13 protein-coding genes and 1 pseudogene are annotated in these 17,175 nt (G+C 41.9%); 9 read left to right on the forward strand and 5 right to left on the reverse strand.

The window, feature by feature from the left end; translation table 11 throughout:
• Nucleotides 1-60: 60 nt before the first annotated feature.
• From AC4CU3_RS16230 to AC4CU3_RS16240, 3 genes are all read right to left on the reverse strand, one after another.
• Nucleotides 61-543 carry an FKBP-type peptidyl-prolyl cis-trans isomerase gene (locus tag AC4CU3_RS16230; protein WP_058869772.1) on the reverse strand — a complete coding sequence of 161 codons (483 nt, stop codon included), beginning with the start codon at nucleotides 541-543 and terminating at the stop codon, nucleotides 61-63.
• 139 nt (nucleotides 544-682) lie between these two features.
• A complete protein-coding gene (locus tag AC4CU3_RS16235) occupies nucleotides 683-1,984 on the reverse strand; it encodes an NAD(P)/FAD-dependent oxidoreductase (protein WP_114392876.1) in 1,302 nt (433 codons plus the stop codon).
• Nucleotides 1,985-2,106: 122 nt separating this feature from the next.
• Nucleotides 2,107-3,417, reverse strand: coding sequence for a D-alanyl-D-alanine carboxypeptidase PBP6B (locus AC4CU3_RS16240; protein ID WP_078424945.1), 1,311 nt, complete (start codon nucleotides 3,415-3,417; stop codon nucleotides 2,107-2,109).
• A gap of 179 nt (nucleotides 3,418-3,596) precedes the next feature.
• Between AC4CU3_RS16240 and AC4CU3_RS16245 the strand changes: the two genes are divergently transcribed.
• Complete coding sequence (locus AC4CU3_RS16245; protein WP_058869769.1) at nucleotides 3,597-5,300, forward strand: M61 family metallopeptidase; 1,704 nt, start codon at nucleotides 3,597-3,599, stop codon at nucleotides 5,298-5,300.
• 81 nt (nucleotides 5,301-5,381) lie between these two features.
• On the opposite strand, the gene uraH is transcribed toward AC4CU3_RS16245, so the two are convergent.
• Complete coding sequence (uraH, locus tag AC4CU3_RS16250) at nucleotides 5,382-5,780, reverse strand: hydroxyisourate hydrolase (protein WP_148825897.1); 399 nt, start codon at nucleotides 5,778-5,780, stop codon at nucleotides 5,382-5,384.
• A gap of 514 nt (nucleotides 5,781-6,294) precedes the next feature.
• Here uraH and AC4CU3_RS16255 point away from each other — a divergent pair.
• The 3 genes and pseudogenes from AC4CU3_RS16255 to AC4CU3_RS16265 form a co-directional block, all read left to right on the forward strand.
• Nucleotides 6,295-8,526: an NADP-dependent isocitrate dehydrogenase gene (locus AC4CU3_RS16255; protein WP_125273353.1), complete on the forward strand. Its 2,232-nt coding sequence runs from the start codon at nucleotides 6,295-6,297 to the stop codon at nucleotides 8,524-8,526.
• A 301-nt stretch (nucleotides 8,527-8,827) separates the two neighbouring features.
• Nucleotides 8,828-9,918, forward strand: a protein-coding gene (locus tag AC4CU3_RS16260) for an IS4-like element ISAba33 family transposase (RefSeq protein ID WP_125625403.1) whose coding sequence is annotated in 2 segments (ribosomal slippage) — nucleotides 8,828-9,368 and nucleotides 9,368-9,918 — 1,092 coding nt in all. Because the reading frame shifts where the segments join, the coding sequence is not laid out codon by codon here.
• 3 nt (nucleotides 9,919-9,921) lie between these two features.
• Nucleotides 9,922-10,344: pseudogene (locus tag AC4CU3_RS16265) on the forward strand (transposase); the annotation flags it as partial.
• A gap of 16 nt (nucleotides 10,345-10,360) precedes the next feature.
• Here AC4CU3_RS16265 and AC4CU3_RS16270 read toward each other — a convergent pair.
• Entirely contained in the window at nucleotides 10,361-10,996 is a 636-nt protein-coding gene (locus AC4CU3_RS16270) for a TetR/AcrR family transcriptional regulator (protein WP_178928755.1), read from the reverse strand.
• A 110-nt stretch (nucleotides 10,997-11,106) separates the two neighbouring features.
• Here AC4CU3_RS16270 and AC4CU3_RS16275 point away from each other — a divergent pair, with 110 nt between their 5' ends.
• From AC4CU3_RS16275 to AC4CU3_RS16295, 5 genes are all read left to right on the forward strand, one after another.
• Nucleotides 11,107-12,129, forward strand: coding sequence for an HlyD family efflux transporter periplasmic adaptor subunit (locus AC4CU3_RS16275; RefSeq protein ID WP_178928756.1), 1,023 nt, complete (start codon nucleotides 11,107-11,109; stop codon nucleotides 12,127-12,129).
• Nucleotides 12,130-12,146: 17 nt separating this feature from the next.
• Nucleotides 12,147-13,958, forward strand: coding sequence for an ATP-binding cassette domain-containing protein (locus AC4CU3_RS16280; protein ID WP_178928764.1), 1,812 nt, complete (start codon nucleotides 12,147-12,149; stop codon nucleotides 13,956-13,958).
• 10 nt (nucleotides 13,959-13,968) lie between these two features.
• The gene (locus AC4CU3_RS16285) at nucleotides 13,969-15,099 is read left to right on the forward strand and encodes an ABC transporter permease (protein WP_279043878.1); all 1,131 of its coding nucleotides are present in this window, start codon (nucleotides 13,969-13,971) and stop codon (nucleotides 15,097-15,099) included.
• A 19-nt stretch (nucleotides 15,100-15,118) separates the two neighbouring features.
• Nucleotides 15,119-16,234 (forward strand): ABC transporter permease, encoded by a 1,116-nt coding sequence (locus tag AC4CU3_RS16290; protein WP_178928758.1) that lies wholly within the window; start codon nucleotides 15,119-15,121, stop codon nucleotides 16,232-16,234.
• A 174-nt stretch (nucleotides 16,235-16,408) separates the two neighbouring features.
• Complete coding sequence (locus AC4CU3_RS16295) at nucleotides 16,409-17,053, forward strand: RluA family pseudouridine synthase (RefSeq protein WP_178928759.1); 645 nt, start codon at nucleotides 16,409-16,411, stop codon at nucleotides 17,051-17,053.
• Nucleotides 17,054-17,175 lie beyond the last annotated feature (122 nt).

The raw sequence follows: 17,175 nt of genomic DNA on the forward strand, positions 1-17,175 counted from the left end.
CAAAAAATAAAAAAAAGGGCGTAAGTTAAACTTTCGCCCTTTTTTCTAAGATGTGAAATCTTAGTGGTGGTGACCACCAGTACCGTGCGCATGGCCGTGCTGTAATTCTTCTTCAGTTGCATCGCGGATTTCTACGATTTCAACTTCGAAAGTTAAGTCTTGACCAGCAAGTGGGAAGTTCGCATCAACAATTACGTTTTCGCCTTCAACTGCTTTTACAGTTACGATTTGAACGCCATCATCAGTTTGAGCTTGGAACTGCATACCCGCTTGGATGTTGTCTACGCCTTGGAACATTTGCGCTGGAACTTCTTGAACGAGTTCAGGGTTGTATTCGCCATAACCTTCAGCAGCAGGAACAGTAACAGTGAATTTTTCACCTACAGTTTTGCCTAGCAATGCATTTTCTAAACCTGGGATGATGTTACCTGCGCCGTGCAAATATGCAAGTGGTTCACCTTGTGATTGGTCTAGCGTTTCGCCTTCAGCGTTAGTCAATTTGTAGTTGAAAGAAACCACGTGATCATTTGCGATAGCAGTCATGTTTTTCGTCCATTCATTTAGAATTTAAGGGGTATATCATAAAGTGAAAAGCAGCTTTTGTAGACTAAATTTAGCAAAAAAACTGCATTTTCCACGTTCTTATGGCGTTTTTTTATTAGTGGGGACGCATTTTTAGATTTCAATGCAATTTTATTTTCGGACCGACTTTTTTATTCATCAGGTCTTTTGCGGTCATCAGCCCAGCTTGGGTATAGCCATGTAAGGTGGCCTGGTGGAGTCGATATAAAGAAACATACATGGTTTTTGCCAGCACGCCTTGCACATTGACTTGGCCCAGGAGTTCGCCCACAGCTTTATATTGACTGAGGGAAACCAAAGAGCCTTTGTCAGAAAATTTAAACATCGGCAAAGACTGACCACGAATGCGCGCTTTGAGCGCTCGAACCAAAAAGGCAGCTTGTTGGCTGGCCACTTGAGCGCGTGGGCCAAGGACTGGTTCATCGGCCGCAGGCTGGCAGTGGGCGCAATCACCAAAGGCAAAAATGTTGGGGTCGGAACGGGTTTGCAAAGTCGCATAGACTTTAAGACGTCCAATCGCATCTTTTTCAAAGCTTTCAAGCGCATTTAAAACGACAGGTGTTTTGATGCCTGCCGCCCAGACTTTTAGATCGGCATCGATTTGTGAGCCGTCAGCAAAATAGACATGGTCTTTATCTAACTTGGCAACACGGTGATGGGTGAGGACTTCAACGCCAAGTTTTTCCAATTGGGTATGTGTGTGATTTGCCATTTTGGTGGATAGGGCGGGAAGAATACGATCCGCTGCCTCAATCAAGGTCACTTTGACTTTATTTGGGTCAATTTTATTGAGACCGTATTTAAAAAAGGTACTTTTCGCATGGACCAATTCGGCAGCAAGCTCGACTCCTGTGGCACCTGCACCAATAATCGCAATATTGAGTGCGCGTGTTTCGGGACGGTTTTGTGCATCTAAATACAAATGTAGAAGGTCTTGCTGGAAAATTTCAGCTTGCTGGCGACTGTCGAGGAAATGGCAGTAATGTTTAGCGCCTTCGGTCGCAAAGTCGTTAGAGGTCGAACCGACTGCTAGGACTAAGGTATCGTAGTTGAGTTCAAACTGCGTGGTTTCCGTGCTTTGTTTGGCATATTGGCGTGCTTCAAGTTTTACTTGTTTATGTTCTTGATCTAAGCCGACAAAACGACCCAAAACAAACTCATAGTGATGTTTAGACGCATGTGCAAAATAGTTAATTTCTTCAACACCTGGGTTGAGTGTACCTGCCGCGATTTCGTGGAGTAAGGGTTTCCAGATGTGAGTGAGGTTTTGATCGATGAGGGTGATTTTAACCCACTTGGATTTTGCGAAGCTGTCACCGAGTTGCGTTGCTAACTCTAGACCACCAGCACCACCGCCAATAATAACAATATGGTGTGGCACTTGTTCTGTTTGTACAGCCATATGAAGCAACCTATTTATTATTAAAAAAAAGATGACATTGAATATGCCATCTTCTTGATTTATTGATAATTAGATTGTCTTACAAGTTACATAAAGTATAAAACTCGGGATACTGCTCGAACTTAACCGAGTGTATAGGTTTTTACTTTAGGTTCATCGCTTGATAAAAATGGAAACAAGCCTTTGAACCAAAACATTAGTCGCTGGAAAATATTGGCTTCTTCAATTTGTACATCTTCTTCAATGGTGAACGTTTGAATGAGCTGATTGTTTTGATAGACCTGCACTTTTGCTAATTGCATCACTTCAGCCAGCGGAGCGGTCAGCTTGTTTTGCAACACTTCAATATTGAAATGCGTTTTTGTGGACTCTAATGGATCAATGCGTTGTATAGTGCCATTGCCTGTATTGAGCATAATGCGTTGGTTGGTCTGGTCAAAGGCATGTAAGTCAATGGCATATGGTTGATCGTACAGTGATGTGGTCACAATTTTCGGTTGCTTACTTTCCACTTTGAACATTTTCAATGTCGATTTGACTACAGGCAGTTCTGCGATAATTTGCTTATCTTTCAGCGCAACTTCGTTACGAGTATAGGTATAAGACAAATTCATCAGGTTGTGTGCAACTTCAGCACGCTTAGCTGCACTTTCTGTACCCAAAACAATGACCACCAAGCGACGGTTTGGATTGTCTGGATTCATGGTCGGGCGGTTTGCTGTCAGTGCTAAGTTATATCCCGCTGCTTTGGTATAACCTGTTTTTAAGCCATCTACTGTCGGGTCTTGTTTTAACAGAATATTTGTTGCACGGTGAAAGCGTTGGTTATAGCTAAAACTTTGCTGTTTTGAATAGTGTAAATAGTCTGGTGTTTCATTCACCAAGGCTTGGCCTAATAGCGCTAAATCATGTGCAGTCGAATAGTGCTCTGGCATGGTGATACCCGCAGGGTTTTGGAAATGCGTTTCAGTCATTCCCAGTGCTTTGGCTTCTTGGTTCATTCGTGCAACAAAGTTTGGAATATCACCCGAGATGCGTTCCGCTAAAGTCACTGCTGCATCGTTGGCAGACATGACCACTAAACCCGCTAGAAGCTGATCCACAGAAATCTGTTCACCTTGTTTTAAGTACATTTGGGACTCATCCCACATCACAGTACTGACCACAGGTGTTGCGGTAAGAATTTCGCTCTTATTGAGCTTTCCTGCATTGATTTCTTTGAGTGCAATATAAGCCACCATCATTTTGGTGAGCGAAGCGGGTGCACGTTGAACATGACTATTATGCTCTGCAATGACTTGCCCCGATTGGCTGTCAAAAACTGTCCAAGCTTGAGCTTCAACTGTTTCAGGAACAATATTGAGCAATGCCGCTTGAGTGAAACTTGAACATAAGGCGAAGAGTGTAGCGATGAAGTAGATGACAGCTTTCAATGAAATTCCCTAACCAAGCCATTCCGTGACTTTTAAACCTAAAACAGCTGCAAATGCTATGCCTTTTTTTCCTCAATGACCAGTCAAAAATGCAGACAAATGTGACTGCGACGCAAAACTGGCGTAAATAATGCTAAGCTAAGTTATAACTCATTTCATTTTATTTTGTATCGCCCATTATGTTGCATTATCAGATCGAATTTGACGATTATCGTCAGCACCTTATACACGTGACTTTACGCTTTGTAGCAGACCCAACACAGGTACTTTCATTACCAACTTGGATTCCGGGTAGTTACCTCATTCGCGAGTTTTCAAAGCATATAGAGTCGGTTCGTGCTTATGATGAAGAAGGGCGTTTGTTAGAAATTCAAAAATTTGAAAAGAATAAATGGCGTCTTTTTAATACCGACCATGAACTGATTACGGTTGAGTATGATGTCTATGCCTATGATCTGTCGGTGCGCGGCGCGTATGTAGATCAAACCCGTTTATATGTAAATCCTGCATGTGCTTGCTTAGGTTTGGAGGGTCAAGAGGACAAAGCAGTTGAAGTTGAACTGTTCCTTCCTGATGAGCTAAAACACTTCCAATTGGCTACTGGTATGGCTTCAAAAAGCCTCGTTAAAGGTCGTTTTACCTTAAAAGCCAAAAACTATGCCGAGTTGATTGATGCACCATTTGAGTTGGCTGAACAGACTCGGTTTGGTTTTGAAGCCAATGGTATTCCGCACGAGTTTGTGGTGTCAGGTAAACATGCCATGAATGCTGCACGTATGCAGCAAGACATTGAAAAAATCTGTGCAACGGAAATCTCAATGTTTGGCTCAGCGCCATTTTCAAACTACACCTTTATGACGATGGCGACAGCAAATAGTTATGGTGGTTTGGAGCATCCAAATTCAACCAGCTTGATTAGCCCACGTGAAGACTTACCAAAAGCCAATGAGCCTGAAGAGCCGTCTGAAGACTATCAACGTTTCTTAGGTTTATGTAGCCATGAATACTTCCACTCATGGTTGGTCAAATTCATTCGTCCTGAAAATTTTGTTAATTATGATCTGAACAAAGAAGGCTATACCTCTTTGCTTTGGATTTTTGAAGGTTTCACGTCTTATTATGATGACCTGATTTTGCTACGTAGTGGTGTGATTTCCCAAGCCTCATATATCAAACTACTCAAAACGCAGATTGATCGTTATTTACAAAACCCGGGTCGTTTAGTTCAGTCGGTGTCTGAGTCTAGCTTCGATGCATGGGTGAAATTTTACCGTCAGGATGAAAACTCGAACAATGCAGGCACCAGCTATTACAACAAAGGTTGTTTGGTTGCACTATGCTTAGATTTAGGTTTGCGCTTACGTGGTTCAAGCCTAGACGCACTTATGCGTAAACTTTATGAGAACGCGCAAAAAGGCATACAAGTACATGAGCGTACGATTGTTGAGTTGTGTAATGAACTGACAGGTGACAACTGGATTGAGCAAATCAATCACTTAATTAACACCACAGATGAGTTGCCGCTGGATCAACTTTTCCCTGAGTTTGGTTTAAGTTATAGCCTGAAAAATGATAAGTCATTGCCGTTAGGTTTAAAGCTTGTAGATAAGCCAGAAGGTGTATTGGTGCAAAGCGCACGTCGTGATGGTGCTGCTGCTCAAGCTGGCCTTTCTGCCCATGATGTGATCATTGCGATTGATGGTCTCAAAGCAACGGTGAAACTGGTAGAAAAGTATGCCAAGCAAGAAGGTACGTATAACATTTTGGCATTCCGCCGTGATGAGTTGATGAGCTTTGACGTAAAAGCTGCTGGCTCAGAGCTGACTGAAGTTGAATTAAAAGTTGAAGACCAAGCGAAAGCAGAGAAGTGGTTCAAGGCTTAATCCCTAAGCCACTTTATTTGATTCTGTTGAGATAAAAACCGATGCCTAGACATCGGTTTTTTATGCGCTTATTTATGTGCATTAACTACCACGGTAAGTGGAATAGCCATATTGGCTAATTAACAGCGGGATATGGTAATGATCCAATGAGCCATCAATTACAAATACCACGGGCACTTCTGGAAAGAATGAGCGCTGATTTTTTTGGCGAAACCAATCACCCGTTTTAAAGGTAACTTTGTATACACCTTTTTGTAAGGCCGTATCTTTGGGATATAAATCATTGATTCGACCTTGGTCATCGGTCGTGCTTGAGCTGATTTCTGTCCATTTATCATTTTGTTGGGCTTCAAGTGTCACTTTGACATTGGCAGAAGGGAGACCATTTTCCAAATTCAGCACATGAACGCTCAATGGATTTTGAGCAAAACACCAAGAAGAAAAACCAAGTCCAATGAGCGGAAGCAGCATTTTTAGCATTGAATTGACCCTTACCGTTGCAGAAAAAAGATTCAGTTTAACCAACCCTATAAAAAACATAGGTTTAAAAATGTAAAAATAGAGGAGTAGGCGTAGAGGGTTTATGTATTAATATTTAAGCTTTGGCATGTTGGGTTGCTTTGCCTGTTTAAATTTAGCGCTGAGAAAAGTCATGCTTATGCATGTAGGGCTACAAGACTATAAAAAGTATTTGAAGACTGTATTATGTGAAAAGTATCAGGTGTTATGATCTAAATGAGGTGAACAACACATTTCGCTAAAAAATTTGTTTATTTGCTAAGCAAACGCTAAAGCCTTGTGGAAAGACGTGATTTTGAAAAACGAAGGCTGTAGTGGTATTTTCTGGCGAAATGTCGTTATCACTGGATATTACGTTGACTGTAAAGCCCTGAGGGACGATACTTTCAGGGTTTTATTCAAGCACATCGGTTCGCAGGGGTTGAGCCAGAAGCTCATCACCCTAAAAAACTCAATCTAACGCAAGGGGCTATATATGGCTGGTGGAAAGTCAACCATCATTTACACACTGACCGACGAGGCGCCATTGCTAGCGACTTATTCGCTACTGCCGATCATTGAGACCTTTACTAAACCTGCTGGTGTAGAGATCGTTAAAACTGATATCTCTGTTGCCGCACGTGTTCTCGCAGAATTCTCTGAATACCTAAAAGAAGAGCAAAAAGTCCCAGACAATCTTGCAGAACTAGGTCGTCTTACCCAAGATCCAGATACTAATATCATTAAACTCCCGAATATTAGTGCCTCTGTTGCTCAGTTAACAGCATGTATCAAAGAGCTTCAATCAAAAGGCTACGCGATTCCTGACTATCCTGAAAACCCGACCACTGAAGACGAAAAAGCGATTAAAGCACGCTATGGCAAATGTCTTGGTTCAGCTGTAAACCCTGTATTACGTGAAGGTAACTCTGACCGTCGTGCACCTGCTGCAGTGAAAAACTACGCGAAAAAACACCCGCACTCTATGGGTGAATGGAAGCAATGGTCACAAACTCACGTTTCACACATGAATGAAGGCGACTTCTACCATGGCGAAAAATCGATGACGCTTGACCGCGCACGTAACGTAAAAATGGAACTCATCACTCATTCTGGTGAAACCATTGTATTGAAAGAAAAAGTAGCGTTACTTGATGGCGAAATCATCGACTCTATGTTCATGAGCAAAAAAGCACTTTGCGACTTTTATGAAAAACAACTGGATGATTGTAAAGAAGCAGGCATTTTGTTCTCTTTACACGTAAAAGCAACCATGATGAAAGTTTCACACCCGATTGTATTCGGTCACTGTGTGAAAATTTACTATAAAGAAGCGTTTGAAAAACACGGTAAATTGTTTGAAGAACTTGGCATTAACGTCAACAACGGTATGGCGGGTCTTTATGAAAAGATCGAAACCTTACCAACTTCTTTACGTGAAGAAATCATCGAAGATTTACACGCATGCCAAGAACACCGCCCTGCACTTGCAATGGTGGATTCTGCAAAAGGCATCACCAACTTCCATTCTCCAAACGACGTAATTGTAGATGCTTCTATGCCTGCAATGATTCGTGGTGGCGGTAAAATGTGGGGTGCTGACGGCAAGCCTTATGACTGTAAAGCTGTAATGCCAGAGTCGACTTTCGCACGTATTTACCAAGAAATGATCAATTTCTGTAAATGGAATGGCAACTTCGACCCACGTACGATGGGTACTGTGCCAAACGTAGGTTTGATGGCGCAAAAAGCTGAAGAATACGGTTCACACGACAAGACTTTTGAAGTTCCTGCTGCGGGTGTTGCAAACATCACCGACATTGACACTGGTGAAGTGTTGATGACTCAAAACGTGGAAGAAGGCGATATCTGGCGTATGTGTCAGGTGAAAGACGCACCAATTCGCGACTGGGTTAAACTTGCAGTAACACGTGCACGTAACTCTGGCATGCCAGCGATCTTCTGGTTAGACCCGTACCGTCCACACGAAAACGAAGTGATCAAAAAAGTTCAAAAATACTTAAAAGATCACGACACGACTGGTTTAGACATTCAAATCATGTCTCAAGTGCGTGCGATGCGTTATACGCTTGAGCGTGTTGCGCGTGGTTTAGATACCATTTCTGTAACAGGTAACATCTTACGTGACTACCTCACTGACTTGTTCCCAATTATGGAACTTGGTACTTCCGCGAAAATGCTGTCTATCGTTCCGTTAATGGCGGGTGGCGGTATGTATGAAACTGGTGCGGGTGGTTCTGCGCCTAAACACGTACAACAACTTGTTGAAGAAAACCACTTACGTTGGGATTCTTTAGGTGAGTTCCTTGCACTTGCTGCTTCTTTAGAAGAAATGGGGATTAAAGAAGATAATACTCGTGCAAAATTACTTGCATCGACTCTTGATCAAGCGACCAGCAAATTATTGGATAATGACAAGTCTCCATCACGACGTACTGGTGAATTGGACAACCGTGGCAGCCACTTCTACTTGGCAAAATTCTGGGCAGAAGCACTTGCTGCACAAGATGAAGATACTGAGTTAAAAGCGAAGTTTGCCCCACTTGCACAAGCTTTAGCTGCAAACGAAGACAAAATTGTTGCTGAACTTACTGAAGTACAAGGTAAATCGGTTGATATCGGTGGTTACTACGCAGTAGATCAAGCTAAAGTGAATGCAGTAATGCGTCCAAGTGAGACTTTGAATGCTGCACTTGACGCGATCTAAGTCATAACTAAATCGGTAAATTTACCGATGAAGTGAAAAAGCCGATGCATATGCGTCGGCTTTTTTTCATAAATATATAATTAACCTGAGTTCGATATAAAAAAGAGTAGAAAAAAAGCCCTGAATTTATAACATATTGGTTCTCAATACAAAATGTTATAAAACAAGGCTTCTCGATGGATCATATTACCGAATTATTTTGTATTTTGGACGATTTCTGCAAAACATTTCTTTGTACACGACAAAAAAAGATAACTCATTGAAATAATGGCATAATACTTGTTTTCTGACGACGAATATGATGACACATTTCAATGAGTTACATCTCATCTTAAACAAATATCTAAAGTGGAACAAGTCACATGCAAAATGTTTTACACTGATTATGCTTGCATTAATTGTAAAACAGACATGTAATCTTTCTTCTGCATCTAAAGCCTTACCCATCAAGTGCTTACCACAATCATTTTATCGACGTATACAACGCTTCTTTGCAGATCAGTATTTCGATTATCGTCAAATTTCTCAGTTAATTTTCAATATATTTTCATTCGATAAAGTCCAATTAACTTTGGATAGAACTAATTGGAAATGGGGAAAACGAGATATCAATATCTTGATGTTAGCCATCGTCTATCGTGGAATAGCCATACCTATTGTTTGGACATTGCTCAATAAACGTGGAAATTCAGATACAAAAGAGCGTATTGCTTTGATTCAACGCTTTATCTCTATTTTTGGTAAAGACCGTATTGTGAATGTGTTCGCAGACAGAGAATTTATCGGTGAGAAATGGTTTACATGGTTAATTGAAAATGACATTAACTTTTGTATACGTGTTAAAAAAACTTTATTGTGACCAATCACTTAGCCAAGAATCATAAAATTAGTGATTTATTTCGTCATCTTCAAGTTGGTCAAACTGAATGTCGTAAACGACGTATTTGGGTTGGTCGAGTGAAACTGTATATTAGTGCGCTACGATTAGAAGATGGAGAACTTTTACTTGTTGTTTCTCCTATGTTTAATGCTTCTGCTATTCGTGATTATGCATTACGCTGGGAAATCGAAACGTTATTTAGTTGTCTCAAAGGACGTGGATTCAATCTTGAAAATACTCGTTTAACAGACCCTAGACGAGTCAAGAAATTGATAGCAGTGCTAGCTATCGGTTTCTGTTGGTGCTATTTAACAGGTGAATGGCAACATGATCGGAAAAAAGCGATAAAAATAAAGAAGCATGGACGACTTTCAGTAAGTTTATTTCGCTACGGTTTGGACTATGTTCAAATGGCTATTCTACGTTTGATTGGTTTTGGAAAAAAAGAAGAATTTAAGAAAGTGCTAGCAATTTTAAGAAAGAAAAAGCCTGATAGGACAAGGGTCCTATGAAATTTGTCGTGTACAGAGAAAACATTTAATGAATCTTTAGAAAAAGCTTTAATTTCTGATCAAAAATCCAAGCTGAAAAAGTCAGCCTTGAGCTTGTCTGAAGCAATGACCATTGTCATTTTATTTCATCAATCCGGTTTTAGATTCTTCAAATATTTTTATTGCCAAATGATCGTTCCATTCTGGAAATCTGCTTTTACTAAACTGCTTAGCTACAACCGATTTATTGAAATCATGCCCCGTTGTTTGCAAGCTCTGAGTAGTTTCTTCCACCAGGTGAAAGGAAAAGATACGGGAATCAGTATCATTGACTCCACTAAATTGGTAGTTTGCCATAATCTTCGGATTAAAAGGCATTGTGTATTTAAAGGCTTGGCCGGCCGTGGAAAAAGTAGTACGGGTTGGTTTTATGGTTTTAAATTACATAAGGACAGTTGGTTTATCAAAGATAAAGTTGTTTAGCGGCTTGTAAACCTGCGACTGAAAAGGTCATGAGATGTTTGACCAAAAGCGCAGGTTCAAGCTTGGAGACATTTTTAAGTGGGCTTGGCCCATTTGCATCTGCCAAAATCAGCATCATACAGGGCGCGACTGTGCTGAGTACACAAGGCAAAAGTGCAGGGTGATTTTCATCAATACCTGAAACTTGGCTAATAATTTTTTTGACCAAAAGAAACTTTCGCGCACCATCATTTTGCATAAACGTGTATAGGTGGTTGGTCGGTGAAAAAAGTTCACGAACAAACACCTTGCTATGCCAGACATCGGTTTCAACCAGCTTACCGATCAGGCTTTCAAAAAAAGCTTCCAGTTTTTCAGTAGGCGTTTTAGAGCTGTTAAGCAAGGTCAAGAGTTCTTGTTCATCAATATAATGTGTATGTGCTTCGGCAAGTACGGCACGATACAGACCATCACGACCATCGAAGTGATAGTTAATGGCAGCTAAATCGACTTCGGCCAGCTTGGCAATGGCTTTACTCGTGGTTTTTGCAAAACCATCCTGAGCAATTAGGCGGCCAGCAGCATCCAAAATTTTCGATTTGGTTAAATCACCATCGCTACGTCCAGCTCTAGACATTATTTACTCTGCATCAAAATTTAGACTTGAAGTATATCTTTCTTAACTGAATTGTTGTAGTTTAAATTAGATTTAAACTTGTATTAAAACTAAGCGAAGGTTTTGTGTGCATGAATAAAAGTAAGCTTATACTGCTGGTTGGGGTATTGTTCATTGCTGTAGTGGCTGCATTTTTGTGGTTCAGTCGAGACAAAGCCGATCCCGATCATCTGGTGCTATATGGCAATGTCGATATTCGACAAGTCTCACTAGCATTTGAAACGGCTGGACGTATTCAAAGCTTGGCTGTTCAAGAAGGCGATCGCGTTCAAAAAGGTCAGGTTCTTGCAGAACTGAATACCGACTCGCTGACTATACAAGCACAGCAAGCCCAAGCGCAGTTACAAGTTCAACAGCAAACCTTAAATGAACAAGCTGCGGGCAATCGACCTGAAGAGATTACCCAAGCGAAAGCGAAAGTACAGTCTGCCCAAGCCCAATTTGAAAATGCCGATAAACAATACCAACGTTTAAATGTCTTGAATCGGAGTACTGCGGGTCAAGCGGTGAGTAAGCAAGAGGTTGATGCTGCAAAAAGCAATATGAAAATGGCGGAAGCGGCCGTAGGTGAAACAAAAGCCAACCTAGAGCTACTTTTGAAAGGTGCACGCGCAGAAGATCGTGAAGCGGCTAAAGCACAATATGAATCGACCAAAGCCAATCTTGATTTGATTGATTATCAAATTACACAAAGTAAGCTGCTGGCACCTGTTAATGGCGTAATTCGTGCACGTTTACAAGAAGTTGGTGACATGACAACTTCAAACAAGTCCGTCTATACCATTGCCCTGATCCATCCTAAATGGGTGCGTGTTTATGCCAGTGAAATGGATCTTGGGCATATTAACATGGGCGCAGCAGCACAAGTCATTCGTGACTCACAACCGAATCAGCCCATCACAGGAAAAATAGGTTATATCTCATCTGTGGCGGAATTTACCCCGAAAACGGTACAGACCGAAGATATTCGCACGACTTTGGTGTATGAAGTCCGTATTTATGTCGATGACCCGAATGACCAACTAAAAATGGGACAGCCTGTGACAGTGAGCATAGCCAAATCATCGCGTCCAACTGCCAAGAATAATCCTTAAGGCATGGGAGTATGTCGATGTCAGTAGAGAGCATTGTGATTGCCACGGATTTAAACAAAACCTTTAAAGCAGAACAAAAAGATTTGGATGATGTGCAGGCTTTGCAAGGCATAAATATGCAGATCAAAACAGGAAAACTGACGGCTTTGGTCGGGCCTGATGGTGCTGGTAAAACCACATTTTTAAGATTGATCGCAGGTTTATATAAGCCAACCACTGGAAGCTTAAAAGTCTTAGGAATGGATGTCGCCAAAGATCCACAATCTGTGCAAGATCGTATCAGCTACATGCCGCAAAAGTTTGGTTTGTACGAAGACCTCAGTATTCAAGAAAATTTAGACTTGTATGCGGATTTGCATGGCGTGCCAATGGACGTTCGCAAGGAACGTTTTGCACGTTTGCTCAAGATTACCGACTTGGCGCGCTTTACTGAACGTCCCGCAGGAAAACTCTCTGGAGGCATGAAGCAGAAGTTAGGTTTGGCCTGCACTTTAGTCCGTTCACCTGAACTATTGCTGTTGGATGAACCAAGTGTCGGTGTCGATCCACTCTCACGCCGTGATTTGTGGATCATCATTGAACAGTTGGTGAGGGAGGAGAACTTAAGTGTCATCCTCAGTACTGCGTATATGGATGAAGCTGAACGCTGTCATCAGGTTTATGTCATGTTGGATGGGCAAGTCCTAAAGCAAGGTACACCCGATGAACTGACGGCTCAGGCACATGGACAAACATGGCAAGTAGAACCCAGTCCCGACATGAAGGCGCGGGTGTTACAAGCACATTTACTCGATAATCAACATTATATTGCCGATGCAGTTCCCAAAGGCAATGTAGTGCGTTTTATTACGCGAATTGAAAGCCCATCACTTCCAGCAGATCTCTTGCCCAAAGGCATTGTTGCAGAACCGAGAGCAGCAGAGCTAGAAGATGCATTTATGTTACTTTTACATGAGGCGAAGCATACTCAAAAAACGGTATTGGCACAGGAAAATTTAGCTTTAGACCCTTCAATAACTTTGATAGAAAACTCTGATTCACCACAAGTGAAAACAAAGCAGGATGTAAAACAACAGCTCGAGAAACCTGTGATTGTGGTGAAGGATTTGGTACGCACCTTTGGTGATTTTACCGCCGTGGCCAATACCTCGTTTGATGTATATCGAGGCGAAATTTTTGGTTTACTTGGCCCCAATGGTGCAGGTAAGACCACGACGTTTCGTATGCTCTGTGGCTTACTGCCCGCCAGCAGTGGTGTGTTGGAAGTGGCAGGCATGAATTTGCGTACAGCTCGTGCGCAGGCAAGGGCAAAAATTGGTTATGTATCGCAGAAGTTTGCCCTGTATGGCAATTTGAGCGTACTGGATAATTTAAAGTTTTTTGGTGGTGCTTATGGCTTATCGGGTAAACACTTAAAGCAGCAAATTGATAAAGCGTTGCTTCAGTTTGAACTTAAGCCACATGCTAAAAGCAGTGATCTGCCAAATGGTTTTAAACAGCGTTTGTCGATGGCAGCAGCACTGTTACATCAGCCTGAAATTGTATTTTTGGATGAACCAACCAGTGGTATTGATCCGTTAGCAAGGCGCTCTTTTTGGTACACCATTGGAGAGTTGGCGAACCAAGGCATGACCATTATTGTGACTACACACTTTATGGAAGAAGCTGAATACTGTGATCGGATTGCGATTCAAGATGCAGGGAAATTGTTGGCGATTGGTACACCTCAACAGATTCGTGGGATGGCACAGTTAGAGGATGTAAACGATATGAATAGTGCTTTTATTGCCATCGTTGAACAGTCCCGTGCAGACATGCAGGCTCACTGAGGAACGTCAAATGAATCATTTCTCAGCTTTCTGGACACGACTGTTTGCCTTAACACGTAAAGAATCCAAACAGCTGCTTCGTGATAAAAGTAGTATGGCGATTGGTTTCATTCTACCGATTATTTTAATTTTGTTGTTTGGTTATGGACTGTCTTTCGACTTAACCAACGGACGCGTTGGGGTGGTGGAGCAACAGCCCACGCCACAGAGTCAGCAACTGATCAGTGGGCTAAACGGCTCTAAATACATTACCGTCAAGCATTATACAAGCTTTAGCCAAGCTGAAGCCGCAATGGGCAATGCTGAAATTGATGCTATCGTTAATATACCCAGCAACTTTGCGGAGCAATATGCAAAGGGGACTGGTACTGTTCAAGTCATTACCAATGGCCGTGCCACCAGTATTGCTTCGGCTTTGCAGGGTTATATTACCAGTGCGCTTAATACCACCAGTTTGATACAAGCAGACCGAACAAATGCAGATTCAGTGGGTGGCATTATCACGGTTGAACAACGTATGTGGTTTAACGAGTCTGCAAATAGTACATGGTTTTTAGTACCGGGTTTAATTGTCCTAATTTTGACCTTGGTTGGCGCATTTTTAACTGGCTTGCTGATTGCACGTGAGCGCGAGCGTGGCACTTTAGAAGCATTATATGTTACGCCCGTACGTCCTCTAGAAATTGTACTTTCAAAACTGGCGCCCTATATCGTGATTGGGATGATCGATATTGTGATGTGCTTAGTTGCAGCACATGTTTTATTTGATGTACCCATCCGCGCATCGCTGTTCTCTGTTATGAGTGCCTCTTTTTTATATTTAATGGTGTCGTTACTGCTGGGTCTGATGATTTCAGGCCTATCAAAAAGTCAGTTTCAAGCCAGTCAGATGGCACTGCTTGCCAGCTTTATGCCCGCTTTGATGCTTTCAGGTTTTGTGTTTGATACACGAAACTTACCGCTAATTGTGCAAATTATTAGTAATGTCTTACCTGCAACGCACTATATGACTTTGATTAAAACTCTATTACTCGGTGGTGATGATTGGTCTTTGTGGCTCAAAGAGTGTGGCATTTTATTGATTTATATCGTGCTACTCACAGCAATGACCGCGCGTACACTGAAAAAGCGCTTGGGCTAACGAAAGGAAAAATGGTGTTATGGCAACGTTAATGCGCTGGTTTCGTTATCTTTGGGTGCTGATCCGAAAAGAGTTTTTAGCCATTTTGGTCGATCCTGCCAATCGAGTGACCTTAATCGCGCCTGTATTTATCCAAGCGGTCTTGTTTGGTTATGCCGCAAGTTATGATGTCAATCATGTTGATTATGCCGTGCTGGATCAAAGCCGAAGCCAAAGCTCACAACAAGTTTTAGCGCATTTAGATGGTTCAGGAATTTTTAAACGAACAGCAGATTTGCAAAATAATCAACAAATCCAACAGGTGATTAATGATCGAACAGCCTTGGCGGTCATCACCATTCCTGCTGATTTTGAGGATAAGCTAAATAATCAAGAGTCTTCGCCGATTCAAGTGATTCTAGATGGGAGAAACTCATCGACTGCAAGTATGGCGGGCTCCTACATCAGTAGTGTGGTGGGGCAGGTCAATCAAGAACGATTGGGAACTAGCTTAGCGATTACGGTACAAGCGCGAACATGGTATAACCCGAATGTCGAGTCGAGATGGGGCATCATGCCATCTCTGATTGCAACTTTAAGTATGATGCAGACACTGTTACTTTCGGCACTTTCAGTAGCACGCGAGCGTGAACAAGGGACTTTTGATCAGCTCTTAGTTACACCTTATACCCCGACGAAGATTATGATTGGGAAGGCCATTCCGCCGATTATTATTGGGGTTATTCAATCTTCCATTATTTTGGCGATTATTCTATTCTGGTTCCAGATCCCGATGAATGGCTCCTTGACCTTACTTTATTTTGGATTATTTGCCTTTAATATTGCTGTCGTGGGTGTGGGACTGTCGATTTCAGCGATTGCACTCAATATGCAACAAGCCATGCTGTATACTTTCTTTTTGATCATGCCTTTAACGCTTTTATCAGGTTTACTAACTCCTGTACAAAATATGCCTGAAGTGTTGAATTGGCTGACTTATGCCAACCCACTACGCTTCGGCATAGACTTGGTACAACGGGTGTATTTGGAAGGTGCGAGTTTTGCGCAAGTGAAATGGGACTTTGTACCGATGTTAATATTAGCCGTAATTACCTTGCCTTTGGCTGCGTGGTTATTTCGAAATCGTTTGTCATAATAGAGTGATATCTTGATGTATCGCTTATCGATACAGACTGTGATTCGGCATTTTACGTTAAATAATGCAGTCAATATCGGTTCATGATCAAAAAAAACGATTTTTGCATTGTATTTCTGGCTTAAGCTTTTTATTATTGCCCGCTTGTTTTCGCGATCAGATTGGAATGGAACCTTGAGTAATTTTCTAACCGAACACCTGATTCATCGAGATGAAGACTTTATGGTCATCCATAAGCCTGCAGGTATACTCACCGTTCCGGGGAAGACAGAAGACTTACAAGATTGTATGATCAATCGTTTAGTCAAACTAGAACCTAAAACACTACTGATCCACCGTCTCGATCGCGATACCTCGGGTATCTTGGTTTTTGGTCTCAGTCGTTGGGGACAAAAATCCATTTCTCGTCAGTTTCAAGAACGTCAAACCGATAAAACGTATCAAGCGATTGTGGCTGGTCATTTACATGGTCAGGGCACTGTCGATGTGCCTGTCATTTATGATCCGTCCCGTCCACCGTTACATATTGCAGAGCTCAGTCATAACAAGCCTGCTGTGACAGAGTGGAAAGCCATTGAACATTTTGAAATACAGGGTCAGCCCGTGACTCGTGTAGCACTCACCCCCATTACAGGGCGCTCGCATCAACTTCGTGTACATATGCAGTTTTTAGGTCATCCTATCGTGGGAGATACGCTTTATGCTGCGCCTGACCAGCAAGATTTGATGCCGCGTTTGTGTTTACACGCAGAGCGTTTGAGTTTTCATCATCCCCAAACCGATGAACGTATCGAATTTATTTGTCCAGTACCATTTTAAGTACGTGGAATCATCAAATTTGCTCACTTTTTTAGTGAGCTTTATGTCAAAATATATTGCTTAAAGGTGTATAATTTTGCTCAAATATTAAACAATGTTTGAGCATTAAATTTGCAGTCCTA

The organism is Acinetobacter sp. 802_lipA (assembly GCF_058242885.1).

Coding starts and splice junctions, on each gene's coding strand:
- AC4CU3_RS16285 (WP_279043878.1), top strand. CDS start 13,969: ATGAATCATTTCTCAGCTTTCTGGACACGACTGTTTGCCTTAACACGT.
- AC4CU3_RS16255 (WP_125273353.1), top strand. CDS start 6,295: ATGGCTGGTGGAAAGTCAACCATCATTTACACACTGACCGACGAGGCG.
- AC4CU3_RS16230 (WP_058869772.1), bottom strand. CDS start 543: ATGACTGCTATCGCAAATGATCACGTGGTTTCTTTCAACTACAAATTG.
- AC4CU3_RS16290 (WP_178928758.1), top strand. CDS start 15,119: ATGGCAACGTTAATGCGCTGGTTTCGTTATCTTTGGGTGCTGATCCGA.
- AC4CU3_RS16275 (WP_178928756.1), top strand. CDS start 11,107: ATGAATAAAAGTAAGCTTATACTGCTGGTTGGGGTATTGTTCATTGCT.
- AC4CU3_RS16245 (WP_058869769.1), top strand. CDS start 3,597: ATGTTGCATTATCAGATCGAATTTGACGATTATCGTCAGCACCTTATA.
- AC4CU3_RS16270 (WP_178928755.1), bottom strand. CDS start 10,996: ATGTCTAGAGCTGGACGTAGCGATGGTGATTTAACCAAATCGAAAATT.
- AC4CU3_RS16235 (WP_114392876.1), bottom strand. CDS start 1,984: ATGGCTGTACAAACAGAACAAGTGCCACACCATATTGTTATTATTGGC.
- AC4CU3_RS16280 (WP_178928764.1), top strand. CDS start 12,147: ATGTCAGTAGAGAGCATTGTGATTGCCACGGATTTAAACAAAACCTTT.
- uraH (WP_148825897.1), bottom strand. CDS start 5,780: ATGCTAAAAATGCTGCTTCCGCTCATTGGACTTGGTTTTTCTTCTTGG.